The following is a 22,981-nucleotide window of genomic DNA, read 5'->3' as shown; positions in this document are numbered from 1 at the left end:
GCGCACCACCCTCTTTGCACCAGATATGTCACGAACCCCCCGTGCGGCGGCTATCCGCTTGGCACTCCCTCGCCCTCATGGACGACGATAGGGCGAACGGAACACGCACGCCGCGGGTGAGAGGAGGCGTCAATGGGATCGGTGCGCAAGGCGAGTGCCTGGCTTGGCCTCGTCGACGACAACGATGACGAGCGCTACTACGACGACGACTACGCCGAGGGGCCCGAGTCCGCCGACTCGGGCGGCAGCCCCTGGGTGACCGACCCCCGGGTCCGGGTGGCCGACGAGGCCGCCCAGCACCAGGGCACCCGCATCGCCACGGTCACCCCGGCCTCGTTCCGGGACGCCCGCGGCATCGGCGAACTGTTCCGGGACGGCGTCCCGGTGATCGTCAACCTGACGGCCATGGAGTCCGCCGACGCCAAGCGGGTGGTGGACTTCGCCGCCGGCCTCACCTTCGGCCTGCGCGGTTCCATCGAACGGGTCGCCACCCGGGTGTTCCTGCTCACGCCGGCCGACTACCGGGTCGTCACCGGCGAGACCCGCGGCACCCGCAACGGCGGCTTCTTCAACCAGAGTTGAGCGGGGTGCTCACCGGAAGGCGTCCAGCCCGGTGAGCGCCTTGCCCAGCACCAGTTGGTGCATCTCCGCGGTGCCCTCGTAGGTCAGCACCGACTCCAGATTGGTGGCGTGCCGCATGACGGGGTACTCCAGCGAGATGCCGTTGGCACCGAGGACGGTCCGCGCGGTGCGGCAGATGTCGATCGCCTCGCGGACGTTGTTGAGCTTGCCGAAGCTGATCTGCTCCGGCCGCAGCGTGCCGGCGTCGCGCCGCCGCCCCAGGTGGTGCGCGAGCAGCACCCCCTTGTTCAGCTCCAGCGCCATGTCGGCCAGCTTGGCCTGGGTGAGCTGGAAGCCGCCGATCGGCCGGCCGAACTGCTCCCGGGTCCGCGCGTAGTCGAGCGCCGCCTCGAAGCAGGTGCGCGCCGCCCCCATCGCGCCCCAGACGATCCCGTAGCGGGCCTCGCCCAGGCAGCGCAGCGGCGCGCCCAGCCCCCGGGCGTCCGGCAGCACCGCGTCGGCGGGCAGCCGCACCTCGTCCAGGACCAGTTCACTGGTGACCGAGGCCCGCAGCGACCACTTGTGCTTGATCTCGGGGGCGGCGAAACCGGGCAGGTCGGTGGGGACCACGAAGCCGCGGATGCCGTCGTCGGTGCGGGCCCAGACCACCGCGACGCCGGCCACCGACCCGTTGGTGATCCACATCTTGCGCCCGGTGAGCACCCAGTCGGACCCGTCGCGCCTGGCGTGCGTGCGCATGCCCGCCGGGTCGGAGCCGTGGTCCGGCTCGGTCAGGCCGAAGCAGCCGATGACCTCGCCGGCGGCCATCCGCGGCAGCCACTGCCGCTTCTGCTCCTCGGACCCGAACCGCCAGATCGCGTACATGGCGAGCGAGCCCTGGACGGAGACCAGCGAGCGGATGCCGGAGTCGGCGGCCTCCAGTTCCAGGCAGGCGAGTCCGTACTGGACGTGCGAGGCGCCGGCGCAGCCGTAGCCGGTCAGGGACATGCCCAGGGCGCCGATCGCGCCGAGCTCGCGGGCGAGTTCGCGGATGCCGGGGAGTTCGCCGCGCTCGTACCAGTCGGCGACGTCCGGCAGGACCCGGTCGGCGGCCCACCGCCGGACCGTGGCGCGGACCGCCCGGTCCTCGTCGGTGAGCAGGTCGTCCAGGCCCAGCGGATCGCTGGGGTCGAAGGGCGGGAGCGGGGACGGCGTTGCGGTCATGGCGGGTCCTCCGGCGGCTTCTCGCGCGAAAAACTAGCAGTGGTAGTTACGCGCGTCCGACGGTACGGTCCCCGGCGGCGCGCCGGCAAGGGTCACCCGCCCGACGACGCCCACCGTCCCGCCCCCGGGTCAACGCCCGGAGTTCGCCGGGGCCGGCGTCCCCTCGCACCCGGCGCCCGCGGCGCCCTCCTCTGCCGCGGCGTCCGCATCCGCGCGCTCCGTGGACTCCGCGGCCCGGCGCGGCAGCCGCAGCGCGATCCCGGCGCCGACCAGCAGCAGCACCGCGCTGGCGACGAGGGTGACCCGCAGCCCGTGGATGAAGGAGTCCCGGGCGGTCACCCGCAACGCCTCCCTGGCGTGCTCCCCGAGGCCGGTGGCGACCTTGTACGCCTCGCCCAGCGAGTGCGAGGCCGAACGGGAGGCCCGTTCCGAGACCCCCTCGACGTGGTTCAGGCCCGGCGCGTAGGCGGCGTTCATCACGCTGCCGAGCAGCGCCACCCCGATGCCGGCGCCCAGTTGGTAGGCGGTCTCGCCGAGCGCCGCCGCGCCGCCGGACTGCGCGGCCGGGGCCTCGCTGAGCATCGACTCGTACGCGCCGAACAGCGTCGACTGGAAGCCGTAGCCGAGCAGCACGAAGCCGAGGGACAGCTGCCAGAAGCGGTCCTGGCTGCCCAACGCGGTCAGCGAGACCACCGCGAGCGCGGTGAGGGTGAAGCCGCCGGAGACCATCACCCGCGGGCCGAGGGCCTGCAACAGCTTGGAGCCGGTGAGTCCGGCGGCCATCGCGGAGAACACCAGCGGCAGCATCCGCAGCCCGGTCTCCAGCGGGCTCAGGTGCAGCACCAACTGGAGGTACTGGACGGCGATCAGCTGGAGCCCGACGAGGGCGAGCATGGCGAGCACGATGCAGCCGACGGAGGTGCCGAACGCCGGCCGGGCGAACAGCCGCATGTCGATCAGCGGTTGCGTGCGGCCGCCCTGCCGACGGACGAAGACGATCAGCAGCACGACGCCGACGACGATCGGCAGCAGCGTGGTCACCCCGACCACCGGGGCGCCGCTGCCCAGCCGCTTGACCCCGAAGACGATGCCCAGCACGCCCAGCGCCGCGATCACCGCGCCCAGCAGGTCCCAGGGGCCGTTGCGCTCACCCCGCGACTCGGGCAGCAGCCAGCGCCCTATCAGGAACATCGCCGCCATCATCGGGATGTTGATGAGGAAGACCGAACCCCACCAAAAGTTCTCGACCAGGAAGCCGCCGAGCACCGGGCCGACCGCGGCACCGACCGCGGCCACCGCGCTCCACACCCCGATGGCGACCGCCCGCTCCCGCCGGTCGGGGAAGACCTGGCGCAGGATGGACAGCGTGGCCGGCATGATCATGGCGCCGCCGATGCCGAGCAGGGCCCGGGCCGCCATCAGGATCTGCGGATTGGGCGCGAGCGCGGCGGCGGCCGAGGCCAACGCGAAGAGCCCGTAACCGAGCAACAGGACGCGGCGGCGGCCCACGCGGTCGCCGAGCGTGCCGAAGAGGATCAGCAACGAGGCCGCGATCAGCGGGTAGATGTCGACGATCCACAGCAGCTCGACCGGGCCGGGCCGCAGGTCCTCGGTGATGGAGGGCACCGCCACGTAGAGGATGGTGGTGTCCAGCGCGACGAAGAGCAGGCTGACGCAGAGCACGGTCAGCACCGTCCAGCGGTTCACGCCGCCGCCTGTGTGCCCGGGAACACCACCCGTCCGCCCCCTGCCGGACGCGGTCGTCCCTGACATACAGAACCTCCTGTCATGCGCTCGCCGTGCTGCGCTCGCGGCCGCGCGGTCAAGGACGCGACGACGCGCCGGCGGAACCGGCGGCACGGGCGAGTGGAGACGTCAGACTACGCGAGTCCCACCGTGGCCTGCGTGGTCCACCTCACGGTGAGACGCTCGTCGCAGCCCCGGCGTTCCCGCGGCGGGCACGGACCGGCGGGCCTCGGCCACCTGGATAATCGACCGGGTGAACGATCTTGCCTCCACCGCCGCACCCGGCCGGGCCCTGTGTCCGCCCGCCGTCCGCGCCGCGCTGCGCCGTGCCGTCCCCGGCCTCGCCGCGTACGCGGCGATCCGGTCGTTGGGGCTGGTCGTCCTCGCGGCCTGGTCAACCGCCAACGGCAAGGACTGGCACACGCTGCTCACCGCCCGCTGGGACTCCCTCTGGTACACCCGGGTCGCCGAGCAGGGCTACGGCTACACCGTCCACCTGGCCAACGGCGACGTCCACTCCAACCTCGCCTTCTTCCCGCTGCTGCCCTGGCTGGAACGCGGCCTGTCCGCGCTCACCCCGCTCTCCGCCGCGGACGCCGGCATGGCGGTGGCCTGGCTGGCGTCACTGGCCGCGGCGGTGGCGCTGTACGCCACCGGCGAGCGCCTGCACGGGCCACGGGCCGGGGTGGCGCTCGCCGCACTGTGGGCCGCACTGCCGGTCGGGATCGTCCAGTCGATGGCCTACTCGGAGTCGCTGTTCACCGCCCTCGCGGCGTGGGGCGTCTACTGCGTGCTCAGCGGCCGCTGGGTCTGGGCCGGCGTCCTGGCGTCGCTGGCCGGGCTGACCCGCCCGGTGGGCGCCGCGGTGGTCGCGGCGGTGTGGATCACCGCGGCGGTGACGGTGGCGAACGAACGGGCCGGCGGGGTCCGACCGCGCGCCTTCCTCCACGGCCGGCACCGGCGGATGCTGCTCGGCGTCCTGCTGGCCCCGCTCGGCTGGTGCGGCTACGTGCTGTGGGTCAGCGCCCGCCAGGGGTCACTCACCGGTTACCTGGACGTCCAGGCCGGTTGGCACAACGGCTTCGACGGCGGCATCGCGTTCGGCACCTTCATCTGGCACCAGCTGACCGGGCCCGCGTTCGCCGCCGGCCTCGGCCTGCTGGTCGGCGTCGCGCTGGTGATCTGGCTGTACGTGCACGGGGTGCGCAAGGGCCAGCCGCTGCCGCTGGCGGTCTACGGCGGCACCGTGCTGCTGATCGCGCTCACCGCCAAGGGCTATTTCGGGTCGAAGCCGCGCCTGATGATGCCGGCCTTCCCGTTGCTGCTGCCGCTCGCGGCGGGGCTGGCCCGATGGCGCCCGGCGCGGTCGTGGCTGGTCATCGGCGCGGTGGCGGTCGGCTCGGCGGTCTACGGGGCGTTCTGGCTCAACGGCTCGGGCCCGCCGTGACCGGAAGATCTCGTTCCGTAATCACCGGTCCGGGGAAAACACGCCGCGACACCCATGCGAATGACGGATAAACTCCGCCGTCGAAAAACAGATAAACACCTATGCGGGCGACACGCGGACGACTGGAACAGAATCCAGTACCCCGGAAATTCTCTTCGAAATCCCGGGAACCCGGCCCGGATTGAGACCCATTCCACATCACATCGTCATTACAAAGCGCACGGTTTGACCAAGTGCATACATCACACGCGGTAACGTCGTTTGAGTGCGTACCGATGACAAGCTCGACCAGATGGAGGAGCGCCTCCCGACCGATCGCGTCAGACCGCCGCGCATGACCCGGACCCGCCTGTGGCTGTTCTGGGGCACGCTGGCGGTGTACGCGGCGATCGTCGCGGGGGTGCTCGCCAACACCTCCCTGGTCGCCATCGACTGGCAGCTCATGCTCTTCCGGCCGTACAAGCAGTGGCCGGAGGTCCACGCCTTCCTCGACTACTTCGTCGTCCTGGGGCAGCGCGGGCCGACCGCGTTGGCGGTGGCCGCCTGGCTGGGCTGGCGCTGCTGGCGGCAGCGCAACCTCCACCCGCTGCTGGTGCTCGGCGCCTCACTGCTGCTGCTGAACATCACGGTCGGCGCCGCCAAGCTCGGGATGGGCCGCCTCGGCCCGCACTACGCGACGGTGGTCGGCTCCAACGAGATGTGGCTCGGCGGCGACATATTCCCCTCCGGCCACACCGCCAACGCGGTCGTCACCTGGGGCGTGCTGGCCTACCTGGCGACCACCCCGCTGCGCCGCCGCACCCTGTCGGTGATCGCCGCACTGGGCGCGCTGGGCGTCGGGATGACCACCGTCTACCTCGGCACCCACTGGGTCAGCGACGTCCTGCTGGGCTGGGCCGCCGGGCTGCTGGTGCTGCTCGCGATGCCGTGGCTGGAGCCCGGCATCACCTGGGTCGAGGACCGGCTCATGGGCATCCTGCTGCGGCTGTGGCTGCGCCTGCGACCCAACTCGCTGCGCGGCCCGCTGCCGGCCGGCGCACTGGCCTCCGAGGTGTCCCGCCAGCGGATCTCCCCGGACGGGGAGGTCCTGGTGCGCGAGGCGGTCGGCGCCACCACCGGTCGCACCGCCCACGCCCCGGAGGGCTGGCCGCACCACCCGCCGCGCCCGCACACCTCGCGCACCGAGCGCACCCCGGTCACCCCGACGGGCAGCCGCCGGCCGCCGCACGCGGACCGCGTCCCGCGCGGCGCCGCACCGTTCGGCCCGACCGGCGGCCGCCCCCGCAACGGCACCGGCTGACGACCCCGCCGGGCCCGTACGCACCCCGCCCGGCACGACGAAGGCCCCGACCGCTCCCGGCAGGAGCGGTCGGGGCCTTCGTCGTCGGCGGACCGGGCGGGCCGGCGGGGCCGGCGTCAGCCGCGCCAGCTGCGCACCACCGCGCCGTCCTCGACCTCGAAGTTGATCCGGCCGACGAGGTACTCCATGGTGAGCATCGCGCCCGGTGGGACCGCCCGGACGGTGCTCCAGCCCTGGTGGCGGGCCCGCTCCTCCGCGGCCTCCTGGGTGAGGCCCACGTAGACCTCGGGGTCGTCTGGGGTTTCCGGTGTCTCTCCAGGAAGGTTCGGTGCCATGGCAGCCACCGTAGGCGCCCGCGGCGACCCACGGAAGGCCCGCCCCCCGCACACCACGGTGACCCGCCGGTCCCCCATTGGTCACACTTCTGTCACGGCGAACGCCCCGGCGATTGCCGCCGGCCCCTCCCCCATAGGCGCCGCACACCCCCGCAACCGGGTGGAAAACAAAGCGGCCGGAATTCCCCCTTGATCAGAAGCGGAAGCGTGTGCCGCCACTTCGGGCAAGGCCGGACAGCCCGCCGGGATTAATCGCCCGACCGCCCCGGATTCCCCCTACCTAACGCCCTTTTCCGGCCGTCCTGGAATTGCCCAACGAGACACATTCCACACACATTTCCCGCACATCGCCCCGGGACGGCCGGGCGGCGGCGCGGATCCCACCGGAACGGACCGGAGCGCCCCCTCGCTTGGCGACCGGGCCCCGCGCATCATGACCGGGCACCGATACACCCCCGGCCAGCGAGGTGGAAACCGATGGTCAGTCAGATCTCCCGGGAGGGCGCCGGGCCGCGCCGGGCACGACGCCGCGGGGCGGTACTGGCCGACTGGCTCTCGACCACCGACCACAAGAAGATCGGGCACCTCTACCTGATCACGTCGTTCGGCTTCTTCCTCGTGGCCGGATTGATGGCGCTGTTGATGCGCGCCGAGTTGGCCCGTCCCGGACTCCAACTGATCAGCGCCGAACAGTTCAACCAGGCCGTGACGCTGCACGGCACGATCATGCTGCTGCTCTTCGCCACCCCGGCCTTCGCCGGCTTCGCCAACGAGATCATGCCGCTCCAGATCGGCGCCCCCGACGTCGCCTTCCCGCGGCTGAACATGCTCGCCTACTGGTTCTACCTCTTCGGCGGCCTGATGGTGCTGAGCAGCCTCCTCACCCCCGAGGGCGCCCCCTCCTACGGGTGGACCGCGTACGCCCCGCTGAACTCGATCGTCCGGATGCCCGGCATCGGCGCCGACCTGTGGATCATGGGGCTGGCGTTCTCCGGTTTCGGCACCATCCTCGGCGCGGTCAACTTCATCGCCACCATCATCACCATGCGGGCACCGGGCCTGACGATGTTCCGGATGTCGGTGTTCACCTGGAACGTCCTGTTCACCTCGGTGCTGGTGCTGATGGCGTTCCCGGTGCTGGCCGCGGCCCTCCTGGTGCTGGAGGCGGACCGGAAGTTCGGCGCGGTGGTCTTCGACGCCCGCTTCGGCGGGGCGCTGCTGTGGCAGCACCTGTTCTGGTTCTTCGGCCATCCCGAGGTCTACATCATCGCGCTGCCGTTCTTCGGGATCATCACCGAGATCATCCCGGTCTTCTCCCGCAAGCCGATCTTCGGTTACGTGACGCTGATCGGCGCGACGATGGCCATCACCGCACTGTCGGCGATGGTCTGGGCCCACCACATGTTCGCGACCGGGGCGGTGCTGCTGCCGTTCTTCTCCCTGCTGTCGTTCATGATCGCGGTGCCGACGGGGGTGAAGTTCTTCAACTGGATCGGCACGATGTGGCACGGCTCGGTGTCGTTCGAGACCCCGATGCTGTGGTCGGTGGGCTTCCTGGTGAGCTTCCTGTTCGGCGGGCTCACCGGCGTCATCCTGGCCTCCCCGCCGCTGGACTTCCACGTCACCGACAGCTATTTCGTCGTCGGCCACTTCCACTACGTGGTCTTCGGCACGGTCACCTTCGCGACGTTCGCGGGCTTCTACTTCTGGTGGCCGAAGTTCACCGGCAAGATGCTCGACGAGCGGCTGGGAAAGCTCCACTTCTGGCTGCTCTTCGTGGGCTTCCACACCACCTTCCTCGTCCAGCACTGGCTGGGCGTGGCCGGCATGCCGCGCCGCTACGCGGACTATCTGGCCGCCGACGGCTTCACCGGCCTGAACACCCTCTCCAGCGTCGGCGCATTCCTCCTCGGCGCCTCCACCCTGCCGTTCCTCTACAACGTCTGGCACACCCGGCACTACGGCACCCGCGTCACCGTGGACGACCCCTGGGGCTTCGGCCGCTCCCTGGAATGGGCCACCGCCTGCCCGCCGCCGCGCCACAACTTCGCCACGCTGCCCCGGATCCGCTCGGAATCCCCGGCCTTCGACCTGCACCACCCGGAGATGACCGACTGGCCCGCCGCCCTCCCCCAGGCCGGCAGGCCCCGGGCCTGAACCGGCCGGCGGCGGACCGCGCTCCGCGGTCCCGGCCTACTCCTCGCCGGCCGGGCCGCTGACCCGTACGGCCAGGTCGTTGTCGAGCGTGTAGTACGGGCCGATCCGCAACTCGCGGTCCGCCGCCGGCACCGACAGCGCCGGATAGCTGAACACCTGCTTCTTCTCCGGGACGTCGTCCAGCAGCCGGGCGATCCTGACGGGCGGCACCTCGACGGCGGGGCACAGCCACAGGTCCCAGGGCTCGCTGCCGTGCCGCCACCGGGCGGCCAACTCCTCGAAGGGGAGGGTGAAGCGGAAGTCCGGCCCGTCCACGGTCAGCGGAACGGCGACCGGGTCCAGACCGGCCCGGCGGGCGCGGGCCTCCGCATGGGCGCCGGCCGTCGGGCTCGCCCCGTACAGGCGCCCGGTGACGGTGAGGCCCTCGGGGGCGACGAGGATGTCGCCGGCCTCGGCATGCGGCCCGCGCAACCAGCTGCGCAGCGCGAGGTTGCCCAGTTTGGTGGCGTAGGGGATGCGCACCCCGAGCCGGCCGATGCCCGCCAGCGGCCGGCGGTCCACCAGCGACCGCAGGTCGTTCACGCCAGGCAGCAACCGGCGCGGGTCCACCCCGTCACCGAGGTCGGCGAAGGCGTGCCAACGGCCCTCGGCCAGTGCGACGGTGCTGGGCAGCACCGCACGCAGCCGGCCCGGACCGTTGGGCCCGAGCGGCAGCCGCACCTCGTCGGCGTCGGTGCCCTCGGCGGCACCGGTGTCGTCGGCGCCGGCCCGCAACCGCAGCACCAGGGCGGCGCTCCAGGTGGTGCCGGTGCCCTGCGGGACGTTCAGGTCGAAGGTGAGGCCGCCGGCGGAGTCCGCGATGCAGTCGGCCTTCAGGTCCACGGGCACCGGCGCCCCTCCTCCCGCCGCGGCGGTCCGCCGCGGGCGCTCGGCCGCTCCGGGCCCGGTCACGGGCGACTGCGTCGATGCGTTCATACCGTCCGCACCCCTCTCACCGCGGCACGGGCGGTGTGCCTCGTGGCGTACTTGACGGCGTACGCACCGCCGATCAGGGCTCCTCGCGCATGGTGCAGGGAACCGCGCAGTCCGTTGCCGCGCCGCCGGGCGACCAACTCCTCGAAGAGCGCGGCGTGCCGGCCGGCCACCGCCACCGGGTCGAAGCGGGCGGATCCGGCGAGCGCCGCGGCGCCCAACCGGGCCCGGGCGGCGTCGTCGTCGATCAGCTCCAGCAGCGCGGCGGCCAGCGCCATGGGCTGCCCGGCGGGGACCAGCCGGCCGGTGACGCCGTCCTCGACGAGTTCGCCCGGCCCGTAGGGGCAGTCGGTGGCGACGACGGGCAGACCGCAGCGCATCGCCTCGGCGAGGGCCGCGCCGGCGGGTTCCCGACCGGCCGGGTCGACGGCGAGGGAGCCCTTGGCCCACTCGGATTCCAGCGGGCCGGCCGGGCCCATCAGGAAGACGTGGTTGTACAGGCCGAGTTCGTCGATCAGGGCGCGCAGCGCGGGCTTCTCCGGCCCGCCGCCGTAGATCCGCAGCCGCCAGTCGGGACGCGCCGCGACCACCCCCGCGAAGGCCCGGACCAGCACGTCGTAGCGCTTGGCCCGGGTCAGCCGGCCGGCGGCGACCACCCACCGGCCGGTGCCGTCGGCGGGCGCCAGTCGCGGTGCCGGCACCGCGCGCGGCACCGCCGCGACCCGGACGCCGGGCAGGCGCAGCCGGCGCAGATGGGCGCGGGCGTCCGCCTCGGTGGCGGTGACCAGCGCGTCCAGCCGCGGGTAGGCGCCGCGCAGCGCCAGCCGCAGCTCCCGGCCGCGCACGGCCAGGCAGTGCGGCTCCTGGCCGACCCGGAGCGGGCCGCGGCGGGTCTGCCGGGCGACGTGCACGGTCAGGCCGGGCCGGGTGCCGACGACCACGTCGGCCTCGGTCCGGCGCAGGTGGTCGGCGATCCGACGGTCGGTGAGCTCGCTGTACTGGCCGAAGCGCGGTTCGGCGGCCGGGAAGACCCGGGCGGGACGGGCGTGCGCCGGGTCCCTGCGGTCGCCGGAGGGGGCGTGCTCCCGGAGGTCCACCAGGTGCCGCAGTGCCACCCGGGGACCGAGGTCGAGCGCCGGGGCGTCGCGGTGCCGCAGGACGGAGACGATCTCGACGTCGTGCCGTGCGGCGAGCGCGTCCGCCAGGCCGAAGGTGGCCCGGACGGTCTCGCCGACGCCGTAGGCGTGGTGCATCAGGAATGAGATGTGCATCCGTCCCCGCGTCCCCTGGTCCCTCGCACTGGTCCTGGTCCCCCCGTGGTCCGGACGCCCGGTGTCCGGCTGTTGAAAGGTAAGACCGCGAAACGGCCTTCAGGGTTGGGGGTATTGGCCAAGTCGTGCCGAAAAAGTTAGGGCATCGGTATGGCGTGGCGGGAACTCTTCCGGGGGCGGCGCACCGCCCCCGGTCACGGGCCCGTGCTCAGTTCAGCGTGAGGCGGATGCCGACCCGCAAGCGGTTCGGGTACCCCCCGACGACGTCCTGGTTCGCGTCGTACAGGGCCTGCCAGCCGCCGTCCACCCGGTGTCGGCGGGCGATCTCGACGAGGGTGTCGCCGCGCCGGACGACGTGGGTGCGGCCGCTCTCCAGCAGGCCGTAGCGCCGGGCGCACACCGGCCAGGCGCCCCAGCCCTGGGCGGCCTGCACCCGCTTGGCCACCTCGATCTGCTCGTCCCGGGTGGCCAGGTCGGCCCGCTTGGCGTACTTCAGGCCGCCGAACGCCTCCCAGGTGGGCTGCCAGAACTGCAGCCCGCCGTAGTAGCTGTTGCCGGTGTTGATGTGCCAGTCGCCACTGCTCTCGCACTCGGCCAGGCAGCCCCAGGGCCACTGGTCGTCGGCGCAGGCGTACGACGGTCGACCGCCGTCCTCCCCGCCGCCGTCTCCGCCCGGCTCCCCGTCGGCGGCGGCGGCGCCGGGCAGGCACAGGACGAGGGCGGCGGCCGCCGCGATCAGCAGCCCGACGGATTCCACGCGGCGCCGCGGCGCCGAAGAGTTGTCCGACATAGCCGGTGACGGTAGGCAGCGGGTCGGCGGGCGCCGGTGCGCCGCGCCCTTCCAGGGGACGACCCCACCCCGTCCGGTGTACAAAACACGGCCACCTGCGCCAGGTTCTGCGCAGGAATTGGCGTTGCGTGACCACCGGGACGACGGGTTTGCACCGCTTCCCCACCGTGCGCGTCATGGTTCGATTCTGTTCGCGTCCGCGCGTGACTCTGCCGGGGGTCGCCCGTTGTTTTTGTACGAGCCGGGAGACCGCCCGGCAGCCGTTCATGAAGATCGAGGAGCCACCCGTGCCGCGCATGCTCGACGTCAGCGACGACGTTCGCGCCGAGATCGGCGACGAAGAAGCCGACCGGCTGCTGGCCGGAGAGGACGCCCCCGGCAGCTACGACTGCACGTCCTGCCGGACGCCCGGCAACAGCGAGCAGGAGCGCACCAGCACCGTCCTGTTCGTCGGCGAGGAGACCGCGGTGCTCGCGTTCGCCCACGCCACCTGCATCCCCTCGCAGGTCGTGCCGGTCTCCGAGGAGCAGCTCCGCGGGGCCGTGCGCTCCATCACCGGCGAGGACGCCGCCCCCGCCCCGGGCGCCCCGATCCCCACCACCGACCGCCAGGCCACCCTCGGCATCACCTGCGGACTGGTGCTGATCAACGAGGAGTTGCACCCGGCCCTCGTGGTCGAGCCCAACGGCCCGATCGCCCGTCCCGGCTCCACCAGCCTGGACGACGACTTCCTCCCGCTGCTCCTGGAGCACGGCTTCACCCCGGTGTCGGACATGAACCAGCGGCCCGCCCCGATCGCCGGCTGGTCGGCACTGCTGGCCATGGGCAAGCTGCACGCCGTGCTCCAACCGGGCACCACCGGCAGCCAGTCCGCCTGGTGGCAGGCCCACCAGCCGCTGGCCGTCTCGGACGGCTGGCGCACCGCGGCCAACAAGGAGAAGACCGTGCTGATGTACGCCGCGCCGTCCGGCACCATCGGCCATCAGCCGCGGGAGGACCTGATGCGCCAGGCGCTGGAGCAGGCCGCCGCCAAGGGCCTGTTGGTCGCCGCGGCGATGCCGCTGGCCGGAACCTGAGCATCCGGTCGTCCGATCGCGGGAGCATGACCGGCCAACGGGGCGGGATTGCACCCGCGATCAGCCATTTCGCCCCGAAAGCCGCATCCCGTGAGGATCGGGGTCGTTGCACCTACGTGCACGCATACGACCCCTCCCCCCGCGCCCAGTTCCCCCACCCCATCCCCGGCATGCGCCCGGCTCGCGACCACGGGGCGCCGCGCATCGCCGACCGCGGTTCGGCCACGCCGATCTACGACGCGCTCTACGCCGAGTACCGCCGCTCCTTCCGGGCGCTGCCCGGGGACCGTACGGACGAGCCGGAGGTACCGCAGGCGCTGCGCGGCGGCAACTGGAGCCACGGCGCGACGGCGCCGGGACAGTGGGAGGTGGTGGGCCGGCAGCCGTTCCGGCCGCGGGGGCAGCTCCCGGCGGCGCTGCCGCCGGGCCCGCGGGACGGCTCCCGGCCCCACGGCGGCCGCTGACCCGTACCGGGCCGGCGCGGGCGGAGCGGGGCGCCGCCCGCGGACCGGACCGCGGTTACTTCTTCTTGTTCTTGGTGCCGCGCTTCTCGCGCACCCGCACCGAAATGTGGATCGGCGTCCCCTCGAAGCCGAACTCCTCGCGCAGTCGGCGCTCGACGAAGCGGCGGTAGCCCGCCTCCAGGAAGCCCGACGCGAAGAGCACGAAGCGCGGCGGCTTGGTGCCGGCCTGGGTGCCGAAGAGGATCCGGGGCTGCTTGCCGCCGCGGATGGGGTGCGGGTGGGAGGACACGATCTCGCCGAGGAAGGCGTTCAGCCGCCCGGTGGGGATCCGGGTCTCCCAGCCGGCCAGTGCGGTCTCGATCGCCGGCACCAGCTTGTCCATGTGGCGGCCGGTGCGTGCGGAGACGTTGACCCGCATCGCCCACGGGATCTGCACCAGGTCCCGCTCGATCTCGCGCTCCAGGTAGAAGCGGCGCTCCTCGTCGAGGTTGTCCCACTTGTTGTAGGCGATGACCAGGGCCCGACCGGCCTCCACGGCCATCGTGATGATCCGCTGGTCCTGGACGCTGATGGACTCGCCCGCGTCGATCAGGACGACCGCGACCTCGGCCTTCTCCACGGCCGCCGCGGTGCGCAGCGAGGCGTAGTAGTCGGCGCCCTCCACGAGGTGCACCCGGCGGCGGATGCCGGCGGTGTCCACGAACTTCCAGGTCTTGCCGCCCAGTTCGATCAGCTCGTCGACCGGGTCGCGGGTGGTGCCGGCGAGTTCGTTGACGACCACCCGCTCCTCGCGGGCGAGCTTGTTCAGCAGCGACGACTTGCCGACGTTCGGCCGGCCGATCAGGGCGATCCGGCGGGGGCCGCCGACGGCCGTGCCGAAGGTCTGCGCAGGCGCCTCGGGGAGCGCCTCCAGCGCCGCGTCGAGCATGTCGCCGGTGCCCCGGCCGTGCAGCGCGGAGATCGGGTGCGGCTCGCCCAGGCCCAGCGACCACAGCATCGCCGCGTCGGCCTCGCCGGACTGGCCGTCGACCTTGTTGGCGACCAGGACGACGGGCTTGCCGGCCCGGCGCAGCAGCTTGACCACGGCCTCGTCGGTGTCGGTGGCACCGACCTTGGCGTCGACGACGAAGACCACCGCGTCGGCGGCCTCGATGGCGAACTCGGCCTGCATCGCCACGGACGCGTCGATGCCGAGGACGTCCTGCTCCCAGCCGCCGGTGTCGACGACCTTGAAGCGACGGCCGTTCCAGTCGGCCTCGTAGGTGACGCGGTCGCGGGTGACGCCCGGCCGGTCCTCGACGACCGCCTCGCGGCGGCCGATGATGCGGTTCACCAGGGTCGACTTGCCGACGTTGGGACGGCCGATGACGGCGAGCACCGGGAGCGGGCCGTGGCCGGCCGCGGCGATGTCGCCCTCGACCTCCTCCAGGTCGAAGCCCTCTTCCGCGGCGAGCTCCATGAACTCCGCGTACTCGGCGTCGCCAAGCGCACCGTGCTCGTCGCCGGTGGGGATCTGGTCGTTCATGAAGTCCGTTCCTCGTTCATCCATGTGGTCGGTGGGCCGCTCGAAGGCGGGCCCACTGCTCAAGTGTCGGTCAGCGCCCGGTAAGGCGCCGGGCCTGTGCCAGGTGGGCGGTCAGCCGCTCCTGGATCCGTACGGTCGCCTCGTCGAGCGCCTTACGGGTGCGCCGCCCGCTGCCGTCGCCCGCGTCGAAGGCGTCGCCGAAGACGACGTCGACGCGGCCGCGCAGCCGCGGCAGGGCCGGGGTGAGCCGGCTGAGGCGGTCGGTGCTGCCGAGCACCGCCACCGGGACGACCGGGGCGCCGGAGCGCACCGCGAAGTAGGCGAGGCCGGCCCGCAGGGACGCGAAATCGCCCTCGCCGCGGGTGCCCTCCGGGAAGATTCCCAGCACTCCGCCGGACGTCAGCACGTCGAGCGCGTCGGTGATCGCCTTGCGGTCGGTGCTCTGGCGGTCCACCTTCAGCTGTCCGATGCCCCGCAGGAACGGGTCCAGCGGACCGACGAAGGCTTCCTTCTTGATCAGGAAGTGCACCGGTCGGGGTGCGGTGCCCATCAGCATCGGGCCGTCGATGCCGTGGGAGTGGTTGACGGCGAGGATCACCGGCCCGGAGGCCGGCACCCGCCAGGCGCCCAGCACCCGCGGCTTCCACAGGCCGTACATCAGTCCGATGCCGATCCGCCGGCCGACCGCGGCCCCGCGGGGGCTCGGCGCCTTGCCGCCGTCGGTCACCGGATGTCCCGCCCCGCCTTCTCGGCGCTGACACCCTCGATGAGGGTGACCACGCACTCGATGACCTGATCCAGCGTCAGGTCGGTGGTGTCGACCTCGACGGCGTCGTCCGCCTTGGCCAGCGGCGAGGTCTTGCGGGAGGAGTCCGCCGCGTCCCGCTTGATCAGCGCCTCGCGGGTGGCGGCCAGGTCGGTCGCCTGCTGGGCGTTGGTGCCCCTGAGCTCGCCGTTGCGCCGGGCGGCCCGCGCCTCGGGGGAGGCCGTGAGGAAGATCTTGAGGTCGGCGTCCGGCAGGACGGTTATGCCGATGTCCCGGCCCTCGACGACGATGCCGTGCGGCGCCTCGGCGGCGATGGTGCGCTGCAGGTCGGTGATGACGGCGCGCAACTCGGGGACGGCGCTGACCGCACTGACCGCGGCGGTGACCTCCGCGCTGCGGATCGGCCCGGCGGCGTCCAGCCCGTCGACGGTGATCGTGGGCGCAGCCGGGTCGGTGCCGGAGACGATCACGGGCTTGACGCAGGCGTCGGCCACCGCGACCGGGTCGTTGACGTCGATGCCGTTGGTCAGCATCCACCAGGTGATCGCGCGGTACTGCGCACCGGTGTCGAGGTAGCCCAGACCCAGCTTGCCGGCGACGGCCTTGGACGTGCTGGACTTGCCCGTGCCTGCGGGGCCGTCGATGGCGACAATCACTGCAGCCGGGGCGGTCCGGTCGGCGGTTTCCACGGTGACGAACACCTTTCTTGATACACACGGGGCGCGGTCCAGGACGCTGGATCCGGTCGTCGACCGGCGGTCGGGCGTTCGACGAAGAGGCCCAGGGCCTCGGACAAGGTTACTGGCTCACCCGGAGCGCGCCGTCCACGGTGTCACTGCCGGATCGACCACCCCCGCTCCCGCAGCTCCGCGGTCAACCCCGGCACCGCCTGCGGCTCCACCATGAGCTGGATGAAGCCGGCCTGCTGGCCGGTGGCGTGCTCGATGCGGACGTCCTCGATGTTGACCCCGGCGCGGCCGGCGTCGGCGAAGATCCGGGCCAGTTCACCGGGCTGGTCGCCGATGTAGACCGCGACGACCTCGTAGACGGACGGGGCGGCGCCGTGCTTGCCCGGTACCCGCTCGCGGCCGGCGTTGCCCCGGCGGAGGACGTCCGCGATGCCGTCGGCACCGGTGCCGCGCTTGTCCTCGTCGGTGGACTCCAGGGAGCGCAGCGAGCGGACCGTGGCGTCCAGGTCGGCGGAGACCTCGGCCAGGACGTCGGCGACCGGGCCGGGGTTGGCGGAGAGGATGTCGATCCACATCCCGGGGTCGGAGGCGGCGATCCGGGTCACGTCGCGGATGCCCTGGCCGCACAGGCGGACGGCGGTCTCGTCGGCGCCCTTGAGGCGGGCCGCGACCAGGCTGGAGACCAGCTGCGGGGTGTGCGAGACCAGGGCGACGGCGCGGTCGTGGGCGTCCGCGTCCATCACCACCGGGACGGCCCGGCAGAGCGCGACCAGCTCCAGGGCGAGGTTGAGCACCTCGGTGTCGCCGCCGGGGGACGGGGTGAGCACCCAGGGGCGGCCCTCGAAGAGGTCGGCCGTGGCGGCCAGCGGTCCGGAGCGCTCCTTGCCGGCCATCGGGTGCGTGCCGAGGTAGCCGGACAGGTCGCAGCCGAGTGCCTCCAGCTCGCGGCGCGGGCCGCCCTTGACGCTGGCGACGTCGATGTACGCGCGCGCCGCGCCGCGCCGGATCGCGTCGTCCAGCGCCGCGGCGACGTGCGCCGGGGGCACCGCGACGACGGCCAGGTCGACCGTCCCCGGGGGCGGCTCGGCGGTGCCGGCGCCGAGCGCGGCGGCCGTCAGGGCCTGGGCGTGGTCGTGGTCCGCCAGGTAGACCTGCACGCCGCGGGCGCTGAGCGCGAGGGCGGCCGAGGTGCCGATCAGGCCCGTTCCGATGACGAGTGCGGTTCTCACTGGGCGATGTCCTTCCGGAGCGCCGCGGCGGCGCCGAGGTAGACGTGGGCGACACCGGCCTTGGAGAGCTCGGTCTCGACGTGGGCGAGCACCCGCACCACCCGCGGCATGGCACCGGCCACGTCCAGTTCCTGGGCGCAGATCAGCGGGACGTCGGTGATCCCCAGGGCGCGGGCGGCGGCGGCCGGGAAGTCGCTGTGCAGATCGGGCGTGGCGGTGAACCACACGCTGATCAGGTCGTCCGGCAGCAGGTCGTTGCGCTCCAACAGCGCGGTGAGCAGCGCGCCGACCTGCTCCCGCATGTGCTCCGCGTCGTCCCGTTCCAACTGGACGGCCCCGCGCACGGCCCGTACCGCCACGTCCCTGCTCCCCTGCGTCGTGCGTACGCGCACACGTCCGCGTACGCACTGATCAGCGTAACCAGCGCCACCGACGAGCGGACCCCGAGCTCCCGGGAAACCGGTGGCCGGCGACGGCCCCGCCCGGCGACAATCCGGTCATGCCGACCCCTCCCGCGGATCCAGCCAGCCCCCCGGACCCGTCGCACCACGCGCTCGTCACCGGGCACACCGTCTACGCGTGCGTGATGGGCTCGCGCGCCTTCGGGCTGGCCACCGAGGACAGCGACACCGACCGGCGCGGGGTCTTCCTCGCGCCCACCCCGCTCTTCTGGCGCTTCGAGAAGCCGCCGACCCATGTGGAAGGGCCCCGCCCGGAGCAGTTCTCCTGGGAGCTGGAACGCTTCTGCGAGCTGGCGCTGCGGGCCAACCCCACCGCCCTGGAATGCCTGCACTCCCCCCTCGTGGAGCACGCCGACGCCACCGGCCGGGAACTGCTGGCACTACGCGGCGCCTTCCTGTCCCGCGCGGTCCACGACACCTACGCCCGCTACGCCGCGGGGCGGCGCAAGGAACTGCGGGCCGACGTGGCCCGGCGCGGGGCGCCGCGGTGGAAGCAGGCGATGCACCTGCTGCGCACGATGGCGGGCGTCCGCGACCTGCTCCGCACCGGCGTGCTGACGCTGGAGGTCGGCGCGGCCCGCGAGGAGCTGCTGGCGGTGGGCCGGGGCGACGTTCCGTGGGAGGAGGTCGAGCGCCGGCTGTCGGTGCTGTGCGCGCAGGCGGCAGCGGCACTGCCCGACTCGCCGCTGCCGGCCGGCCCGGACCGGGCCCGGGTCGCGGACTTCCTGCACCGCACGCGCCGCGCGTCGGCGCTGCGGGACTGAGGCGCCCGGGCCACGGCCGCCCCGCACGGCCGGGATCAGCCGTCCCACGCCGCCCCGAGGGCCAGGAGTTCGTCGCGGTGCTCGATGCGGGCGGTCCACTCCCGGGGCCAGGCGTCGGCGCCGAGCCGGGCGCCGGCGAAGGCGCCGGCGAGGCAGGCGATCGAGTCCGAGTCGCCGGAGCTGCACGCGGCCCGGCGCAGGGCGGTGACCGGCTCGTCCGGGAAGAGCAGGAAGCACAGCAGGCCGGTGGCCAGCGCCTCCTCGGCGATCCAGCCGGCGCCGGTGGCCAGGCACGGGTCGGCCTCCCGGTCGGGGGCGGCGAGCGCCGCGTCCAGCCGGTCCAGGGCGCGCAGGCAGTCGTCCCAGCCGCGGGCGATGAACGTCGTCGGGGTCGGGGCCGTGGAGCGCCGCCAGAGGTCGCCGAGCCAGTCCTCGCGGTAGCGGGTGCGCTGCGCGTGGGCGTGGGCGCGCAGCAGGCCGGGCAGTTCGGCGGGGCGGACGCCGTCGGCGAGGGCGCGCACCGCACGCGCCGTGAGGTCGCTGGCGGCGAGCCCGGTGGGGTGCCCGTGGGTCAGCGCGGACTGCAGTTGGGCGGCGCCGGCGCGCTGTTCGGGGGTGAGTGAGGGCACCAGCGCGAGGGGCGCCACCCGCATGTTGGCGCCGCACCCCTTCGAGCCGATCTGGCTGGCCTCGGCCCAGGGGCGGTGGGCGTCGGCGAGCAGGGCGCAGGCCCGCAGGCAGGTGCCGCCGGGGGCCCGGTCGTTGTCGGGCGAGCGCCACCAGGCCACGTACTCCCGGCGGACCGGCGGAAGAAGCGTCGCGGCGGTCAGCGTGCCGCCGTCCAGGGCCGCGCGGACGGCGCGCCCCAGCGCCAGCGTCATCTGGGTGTCGTCGCTGACCAGGGCGGGCTCGGGCAGTGCCAGCTCCCGCCAGGGACCGCACCGGGCGAGGATCGCCGGTACGTCGTCGAACTCCGTCGGGAAGCCGAGCGCGTCACCGAGCGCCAGCCCGACGAGCGCGCCGGTCGCCGCGGTCCGGGCGCCCGCCGGCGCCCGCATCGCTTCCCCCATCGCTTCGGTCATGGAAAACCACCCCTTAATCGTCATGGTGACATTAAGGGGTGGTGGGCGGCCCCGCAAGCGACGGCCGGGCCGGACGGGGCGATCCTTAGAGGTCGACCTCGCGCATCAGCATCCCGACCTCGGTGTTGGTCATCCGGCGCAGCCAGCCCGACTTCTGGTCGCCCAGCCCGATCGGGCCGAAGTGCGTCCGGACGAGCTTGTCGACCGGGAAGCCGGCCTCCGCGAGCATCCGGCGCACGATGTGCTTGCGGCCCTCGTGCAGGGTCACCTCGACGAGGTAGTTCTTACCGGTGTTCTCCACGACCCGGAAGTGGTCGGCGCGGGCGTAGCCGTCCTCCAGCTGGATGCCGTCCTTGAGCCGCTTGCCCAGGTCGCGCGGGAGCGGGCCCTGGATGGCGGCCAGGTAGGTCTTGGTGACGCCGTACCGCGGGTGCGTGAGGCGGTGGGCCAGCTCGCCGTGGTTGGTGAGCAGGATGATGCCCTCGGTCTCGGTGTCCAGCCGTCCGACGTGGAACAGCCGGGTCTCCCGGTTGGTGACGTAGTCGCCCAGGCACTGGCGGCCGTCGGGGTCCTCCATGGTGGAGACCACACCGGCGGGCTTGTTCAGCGCGAAGAAGAGGTACGACTGGGTGGCGACCGTCAGGCCGTCGACCTTGATCTCGTCCTTCTCCGGGTCGACCCGGACGCCCTGCTCCGTGACGATCCGGCCGTTGACCTCGACCCGGGCCTGGTCGATCAGCTCCTCGCAGGCGCGCCGGGAGCCCATGCCGGCCCTGGCCAGCACCTTCTGCAGCCGCTCGCCCTCCTGGTCACCGAAGGTCTTGGGGGTCTTGACCGGCGGCTTGTTCTCGTAGCGGGCGCGGTTGCGCTCCTCGATCTTGGCGTCGTACTCGCGGGGCCGTGCGGGGGCCTGGCCGCGGCCGCGCTGCTGACCGCCCTTGCCGCCCGACCGGCCGCCCTGGGACGCGCCCGTGCGGGGACCGCCCTTGGCGCCGCCGCGGGCCGCCGCGCCCCGGGCTCCGCCGGACTTGCCGCCGTCCCGGCGCTCGTCGCCGCCCGCGGATCCGCCGACGTCGTAGCGGCGCTCCTCGGGACGGGGTCGGCCAGCGCGCTGCTGCTTCTCGTCCCGCTTTCCCCCAGCCTTCGGCCGGGAGGTACCCCCACCCGCGTCGCGGTAATTGCCCCTACCGCCGCCGCTGCCCCTGCTGTTACTGCCGCTGCTTCGCATCAATGATCCGTCTGAGAGTCGCCGCTGTCGTCTACGTCGAACGACGGGATACCTTCCGGGGAGTCGCCCTCGACCGCGTCCGCCTCCGGGAGGAACGGGGCCAGCTCAGGGAGCTCGTCCAGGCCGCGCAGGCCCATCCGCTCCAGAAAGTAATTCGTCGTCCTGTACAGGATCGCACCTGTTTCAGGTTCCGTCCCCGCCTCCTCCACCAGGCCGCGCTGGAGGAGCGTGCGCATCACGCCGTCGCAGTTGACCCCACGGACGGCCGAGACGCGGGAACGGCTGACCGGCTGACGGTACGCGACCACGGCCAGAGTCTCCAATGCGGCCTGCGTGAGCCGGGCCTGCTGGCCGTCCAGGACGAAGCCCTCCACCGCGTCCGCGTACGCCGCGCGCGAGGCGAACCGCCAGCCGCCGGCCACCAGCCGCAGGTCGAAGCCGCGGCCCTGGCGGGTGTAGTCGTCCGCCAGCTCGCGCAGCGCCAGCGCCACCGCCCGGCGGGGCCGCTGGAGCACCCGGGCCAGGTGCTCCTCGGTCGCCGGCTCGTCGACGACCATGAGGACGGCCTCCAGCGCCGGCTTCAGCTCCAGCGCGGCCACGCCCAGCGCACCCGCCGGCGCCTCCCCGGGCCCGCGGTGCTCCCCCGGCCCCTGTTCGGTGATCTCGTATCCCGCGCCGCTCACGCCGGCTCCTCCTGCTCGTCGTCCGTCTCCGGTTGGTCCGCCGTCCCCGCCGTCCCCGCCGTCCCCCCGTCCGCGGCGCCGGCCGCCCGGTCGAACTCGTCGGTGACCCGTGGGGCCGCCCCCTCCGCGCCCGTCCAACGGACCATCAGCGCGCCCAGCGCCTCCTCCTGGTCCAGGGCGACCGCCCGCTCCCGGTAGAGCTCCAGGAGCGCCAGGAAGCGCGCCACGACGGTCAGGGTGTCCGGGGCGTCCGCGACCAGGTCCTGGAAGGCGGCCTCGCCGGACGCCCGGAGCTGCGCCATCACCACCTCGGCCTGCTCCCGCACGCTGACCAGCGGGGCGTGGATGTGGTCGACGTAGACCTGCGGTTTCGCCCGGGGCTGCATCGCCTTCACCGCGAGCTTGGCGAACCCCTCCGCCCCGATGCCGATGACGACCTCGGGCAGCAGCTCCGCGTGGTGCGGCTCCAGTCCGACGGTACGAGGGAAGCACCGGGCCTCCTCGGCCAGCCGGCCGCTGAAGATCTCCGCGATCCGCTTGTACGCGCGGTACTGGAGCAACCGGGCGAAGAGCAGGTCCCGGGCCTCCAGGAGGGCGAGGTCGGCCTCGTCCTCCACTTCGGCGACGGGCAGCAGCCGGGCCGCCTTGAGGTCGAGCAGGGTGGCCGCGACGACCAGGAACTCGGTGGTCTGGTCGAGGTCCCAGTCCGGCCCCATGGCCCGGATGTGGGCCATGAACTCGTCGGTCACCCGGGAGAGCGCGACCTCGGTCACGTCGAGCTTGTGCCGGGAGATCAGCTGGAGCAGGAGGTCGAAGGGCCCCTCGAAGTTCTCCAGCCGGAGCGTGAACCGGCCGTCGCCACCCTCCGCGTCCCCCTTCCGGGGCGTCGGCGCGGCCGTCTCCGCGCCCGCCACGGGCTCCGGGACACCCGCCTGCGCCGCGGCGGTGGCCCCCTCGTCCGCGGTGTCGTGATGCGCCACGACCGTCCGGCCGGACGTCCCGGGCGCCTCCTCCAGGAGGGTGCCCGGCCCCCGGCCGAGGGTGCGGCGGGTAGGGCGCGGGGCGGGGGCGTCGTCGTCGGTCGTCGGCATGGCGGTCCAGGGTGCTGCGGTCCCGCGCTGGGGCGGGGGGGTGGTCACGGCGGGACACCCCGCCGGACTGGCAGGCTATCCCGCCGCGCGCCGGGGACCGGTCCCGCGGGGCGTGTCGCA

The 22,981-nt window shown here is 73.3% G+C and carries 22 protein-coding genes; 7 read left to right on the top strand and 15 right to left on the bottom strand.

Features of this window, described 5'->3' with window-relative positions:
- Nucleotides 1-132: 132 nt before the first annotated feature.
- The gene (locus ACLJT4_RS23145) at nucleotides 133-582 is read left to right on the top strand and encodes a cell division protein SepF (RefSeq protein ID WP_275465307.1); all 450 of its coding nucleotides are present in this window, start codon (nucleotides 133-135) and stop codon (nucleotides 580-582) included.
- 9 nt (nucleotides 583-591) lie between these two features.
- Here ACLJT4_RS23145 and ACLJT4_RS23140 read toward each other — a convergent pair whose 3' ends face one another.
- Together ACLJT4_RS23140 and ACLJT4_RS23135 are read right to left on the bottom strand one after the other, a co-directional pair.
- Nucleotides 592-1,785, bottom strand: coding sequence for an acyl-CoA dehydrogenase family protein (locus tag ACLJT4_RS23140; RefSeq protein WP_016578964.1), 1,194 nt, complete (start codon nucleotides 1,783-1,785; stop codon nucleotides 592-594).
- A gap of 129 nt (nucleotides 1,786-1,914) precedes the next feature.
- Nucleotides 1,915-3,558, bottom strand: coding sequence for an MFS transporter (locus ACLJT4_RS23135; RefSeq protein ID WP_411124743.1), 1,644 nt, complete (start codon nucleotides 3,556-3,558; stop codon nucleotides 1,915-1,917).
- A gap of 226 nt (nucleotides 3,559-3,784) precedes the next feature.
- Between ACLJT4_RS23135 and ACLJT4_RS23130 the strand changes: the two genes are divergently transcribed.
- Both ACLJT4_RS23130 and ACLJT4_RS23125 read left to right on the top strand, forming a co-directional pair.
- A complete protein-coding gene (locus ACLJT4_RS23130; RefSeq protein ID WP_411124741.1) occupies nucleotides 3,785-4,978 on the top strand; it encodes a mannosyltransferase family protein in 1,194 nt (397 codons plus the stop codon).
- Between the two features lie 265 nt (nucleotides 4,979-5,243).
- Nucleotides 5,244-6,278: a phosphatase PAP2 family protein gene (locus ACLJT4_RS23125; RefSeq protein ID WP_382468940.1), complete on the top strand. Its 1,035-nt coding sequence runs from the start codon at nucleotides 5,244-5,246 to the stop codon at nucleotides 6,276-6,278.
- Nucleotides 6,279-6,394: 116 nt separating this feature from the next.
- Here ACLJT4_RS23125 and ACLJT4_RS23120 read toward each other — a convergent pair whose 3' ends face one another.
- On the bottom strand, nucleotides 6,395-6,613 hold the full coding sequence (locus ACLJT4_RS23120) for an I78 family peptidase inhibitor (RefSeq protein WP_411124738.1): 219 nt from the start codon (nucleotides 6,611-6,613) through the stop codon (nucleotides 6,395-6,397).
- Between the two features lie 477 nt (nucleotides 6,614-7,090).
- On the opposite strand from ACLJT4_RS23120, the gene ctaD reads away from it, so the two are divergent.
- Nucleotides 7,091-8,770: a cytochrome c oxidase subunit I gene (gene ctaD, locus ACLJT4_RS23115; protein WP_016573464.1), complete on the top strand. Its 1,680-nt coding sequence runs from the start codon at nucleotides 7,091-7,093 to the stop codon at nucleotides 8,768-8,770.
- Between the two features lie 36 nt (nucleotides 8,771-8,806).
- Here the strand turns inward: ctaD and ACLJT4_RS23110 are convergent, their stop codons facing one another.
- The 3 genes from ACLJT4_RS23110 to ACLJT4_RS23100 form a co-directional block, all read right to left on the bottom strand.
- The gene (locus tag ACLJT4_RS23110) at nucleotides 8,807-9,658 is read right to left on the bottom strand and encodes a hypothetical protein (protein ID WP_411124736.1); all 852 of its coding nucleotides are present in this window, start codon (nucleotides 9,656-9,658) and stop codon (nucleotides 8,807-8,809) included.
- An 83-nt stretch (nucleotides 9,659-9,741) separates the two neighbouring features.
- A complete protein-coding gene (locus tag ACLJT4_RS23105; protein WP_411124734.1) occupies nucleotides 9,742-11,013 on the bottom strand; it encodes a glycosyltransferase in 1,272 nt (423 codons plus the stop codon).
- 208 nt (nucleotides 11,014-11,221) lie between these two features.
- The gene (locus ACLJT4_RS23100) at nucleotides 11,222-11,803 is read right to left on the bottom strand and encodes a transglycosylase family protein (protein WP_411124732.1); all 582 of its coding nucleotides are present in this window, start codon (nucleotides 11,801-11,803) and stop codon (nucleotides 11,222-11,224) included.
- A 287-nt stretch (nucleotides 11,804-12,090) separates the two neighbouring features.
- On the opposite strand from ACLJT4_RS23100, the gene ACLJT4_RS23095 reads away from it, so the two are divergent.
- Both ACLJT4_RS23095 and ACLJT4_RS23090 read left to right on the top strand, forming a co-directional pair.
- Nucleotides 12,091-12,879: a hypothetical protein gene (locus ACLJT4_RS23095; protein WP_275465297.1), complete on the top strand. Its 789-nt coding sequence runs from the start codon at nucleotides 12,091-12,093 to the stop codon at nucleotides 12,877-12,879.
- A 170-nt stretch (nucleotides 12,880-13,049) separates the two neighbouring features.
- Complete coding sequence (locus ACLJT4_RS23090; RefSeq protein ID WP_411124730.1) at nucleotides 13,050-13,343, top strand: hypothetical protein; 294 nt, start codon at nucleotides 13,050-13,052, stop codon at nucleotides 13,341-13,343.
- Nucleotides 13,344-13,398: 55 nt separating this feature from the next.
- On the opposite strand, the gene der is transcribed toward ACLJT4_RS23090, so the two are convergent.
- The 5 genes from der to aroH form a co-directional block, all read right to left on the bottom strand.
- Nucleotides 13,399-14,868 carry a ribosome biogenesis GTPase Der gene (der, locus tag ACLJT4_RS23085; RefSeq protein WP_411124728.1) on the bottom strand — a complete coding sequence of 490 codons (1,470 nt, stop codon included), beginning with the start codon at nucleotides 14,866-14,868 and terminating at the stop codon, nucleotides 13,399-13,401.
- Between the two features lie 70 nt (nucleotides 14,869-14,938).
- A complete protein-coding gene (locus ACLJT4_RS23080; RefSeq protein WP_016573450.1) occupies nucleotides 14,939-15,595 on the bottom strand; it encodes a lysophospholipid acyltransferase family protein in 657 nt (218 codons plus the stop codon).
- The gene (gene cmk / locus ACLJT4_RS23075; RefSeq protein ID WP_411124726.1) at nucleotides 15,592-16,335 is read right to left on the bottom strand and encodes a (d)CMP kinase; all 744 of its coding nucleotides are present in this window, start codon (nucleotides 16,333-16,335) and stop codon (nucleotides 15,592-15,594) included. Before cmk ends, ACLJT4_RS23080 begins: the two co-directional genes overlap by 4 nt.
- Nucleotides 16,336-16,466: 131 nt before the next feature.
- On the bottom strand, nucleotides 16,467-17,552 hold the full coding sequence (locus ACLJT4_RS23070) for a prephenate dehydrogenase (protein ID WP_016573452.1): 1,086 nt from the start codon (nucleotides 17,550-17,552) through the stop codon (nucleotides 16,467-16,469).
- Nucleotides 17,549-17,911: a chorismate mutase gene (gene aroH / locus ACLJT4_RS23065; protein WP_411124723.1), complete on the bottom strand. Its 363-nt coding sequence runs from the start codon at nucleotides 17,909-17,911 to the stop codon at nucleotides 17,549-17,551. The genes ACLJT4_RS23070 and aroH overlap by 4 nt, the downstream gene beginning before the upstream one ends.
- Nucleotides 17,912-18,051: 140 nt before the next feature.
- On the opposite strand from aroH, the gene ACLJT4_RS23060 reads away from it, so the two are divergent.
- Entirely contained in the window at nucleotides 18,052-18,777 is a 726-nt protein-coding gene (locus ACLJT4_RS23060) for a DNA polymerase beta superfamily protein (protein WP_411124721.1), read from the top strand.
- 35 nt (nucleotides 18,778-18,812) lie between these two features.
- On the opposite strand, the gene ACLJT4_RS23055 is transcribed toward ACLJT4_RS23060, so the two are convergent.
- The 4 genes from ACLJT4_RS23055 to ACLJT4_RS23040 form a co-directional block, all read right to left on the bottom strand.
- Nucleotides 18,813-19,859, bottom strand: a complete 1,047-nt coding sequence (locus ACLJT4_RS23055) for an ADP-ribosylglycohydrolase family protein (RefSeq protein ID WP_411124719.1) — start codon at nucleotides 19,857-19,859, stop codon at nucleotides 18,813-18,815.
- An 85-nt stretch (nucleotides 19,860-19,944) separates the two neighbouring features.
- The gene (locus ACLJT4_RS23050) at nucleotides 19,945-21,087 is read right to left on the bottom strand and encodes a pseudouridine synthase (protein WP_411124717.1); all 1,143 of its coding nucleotides are present in this window, start codon (nucleotides 21,085-21,087) and stop codon (nucleotides 19,945-19,947) included.
- Complete coding sequence (scpB, locus tag ACLJT4_RS23045; RefSeq protein ID WP_411124715.1) at nucleotides 21,087-21,770, bottom strand: SMC-Scp complex subunit ScpB; 684 nt, start codon at nucleotides 21,768-21,770, stop codon at nucleotides 21,087-21,089. The genes ACLJT4_RS23050 and scpB overlap by 1 nt, the downstream gene beginning before the upstream one ends.
- Complete coding sequence (locus ACLJT4_RS23040; RefSeq protein ID WP_411124713.1) at nucleotides 21,767-22,861, bottom strand: segregation and condensation protein A; 1,095 nt, start codon at nucleotides 22,859-22,861, stop codon at nucleotides 21,767-21,769. The genes scpB and ACLJT4_RS23040 overlap by 4 nt, the downstream gene beginning before the upstream one ends.
- Between the last annotated feature and the right edge of the window lie 120 nt (nucleotides 22,862-22,981).

Origin of the sequence: Streptomyces sp. x-19, assembly GCF_046549115.1 — a bacterium.
GTDB classification, from domain to species: Bacteria; Actinomycetota; Actinomycetes; order Streptomycetales; family Streptomycetaceae; genus Streptomyces; species Streptomyces albulus_C.
Note: the sequence above shows the minus strand (reverse complement) of the source record. Positions and strands in the feature narration are given on the sequence as shown.

What these genes read in the sequence shown, in the direction of transcription:
- ACLJT4_RS23145 (WP_275465307.1), top strand. Translation starts at nt 133, where the DNA reads ATGGGATCGGTGCGCAAGGCGAGTGCCTGGCTTGGCCTCGTCGACGAC.
- ACLJT4_RS23140 (WP_016578964.1), bottom strand. Translation starts at nt 1,785, where the DNA reads ATGACCGCAACGCCGTCCCCGCTCCCGCCCTTCGACCCCAGCGATCCG.
- ACLJT4_RS23135 (WP_411124743.1), bottom strand. Translation starts at nt 3,558, where the DNA reads ATGTCAGGGACGACCGCGTCCGGCAGGGGGCGGACGGGTGGTGTTCCC.
- ACLJT4_RS23120 (WP_411124738.1), bottom strand. Translation starts at nt 6,613, where the DNA reads ATGGCACCGAACCTTCCTGGAGAGACACCGGAAACCCCAGACGACCCC.
- ctaD (WP_016573464.1), top strand. Translation starts at nt 7,091, where the DNA reads ATGGTCAGTCAGATCTCCCGGGAGGGCGCCGGGCCGCGCCGGGCACGA.
- ACLJT4_RS23105 (WP_411124734.1), bottom strand. Translation starts at nt 11,013, where the DNA reads ATGCACATCTCATTCCTGATGCACCACGCCTACGGCGTCGGCGAGACC.
- ACLJT4_RS23100 (WP_411124732.1), bottom strand. Translation starts at nt 11,803, where the DNA reads ATGTCGGACAACTCTTCGGCGCCGCGGCGCCGCGTGGAATCCGTCGGG.
- ACLJT4_RS23090 (WP_411124730.1), top strand. Translation starts at nt 13,050, where the DNA reads ATGCGCCCGGCTCGCGACCACGGGGCGCCGCGCATCGCCGACCGCGGT.
- der (WP_411124728.1), bottom strand. Translation starts at nt 14,868, where the DNA reads ATGAACGACCAGATCCCCACCGGCGACGAGCACGGTGCGCTTGGCGAC.
- ACLJT4_RS23060 (WP_411124721.1), top strand. Translation starts at nt 18,052, where the DNA reads ATGCCGACCCCTCCCGCGGATCCAGCCAGCCCCCCGGACCCGTCGCAC.
- ACLJT4_RS23055 (WP_411124719.1), bottom strand. Translation starts at nt 19,859, where the DNA reads ATGACCGAAGCGATGGGGGAAGCGATGCGGGCGCCGGCGGGCGCCCGG.
- ACLJT4_RS23050 (WP_411124717.1), bottom strand. Translation starts at nt 21,087, where the DNA reads ATGCGAAGCAGCGGCAGTAACAGCAGGGGCAGCGGCGGCGGTAGGGGC.
- ACLJT4_RS23040 (WP_411124713.1), bottom strand. Translation starts at nt 22,861, where the DNA reads ATGCCGACGACCGACGACGACGCCCCCGCCCCGCGCCCTACCCGCCGC.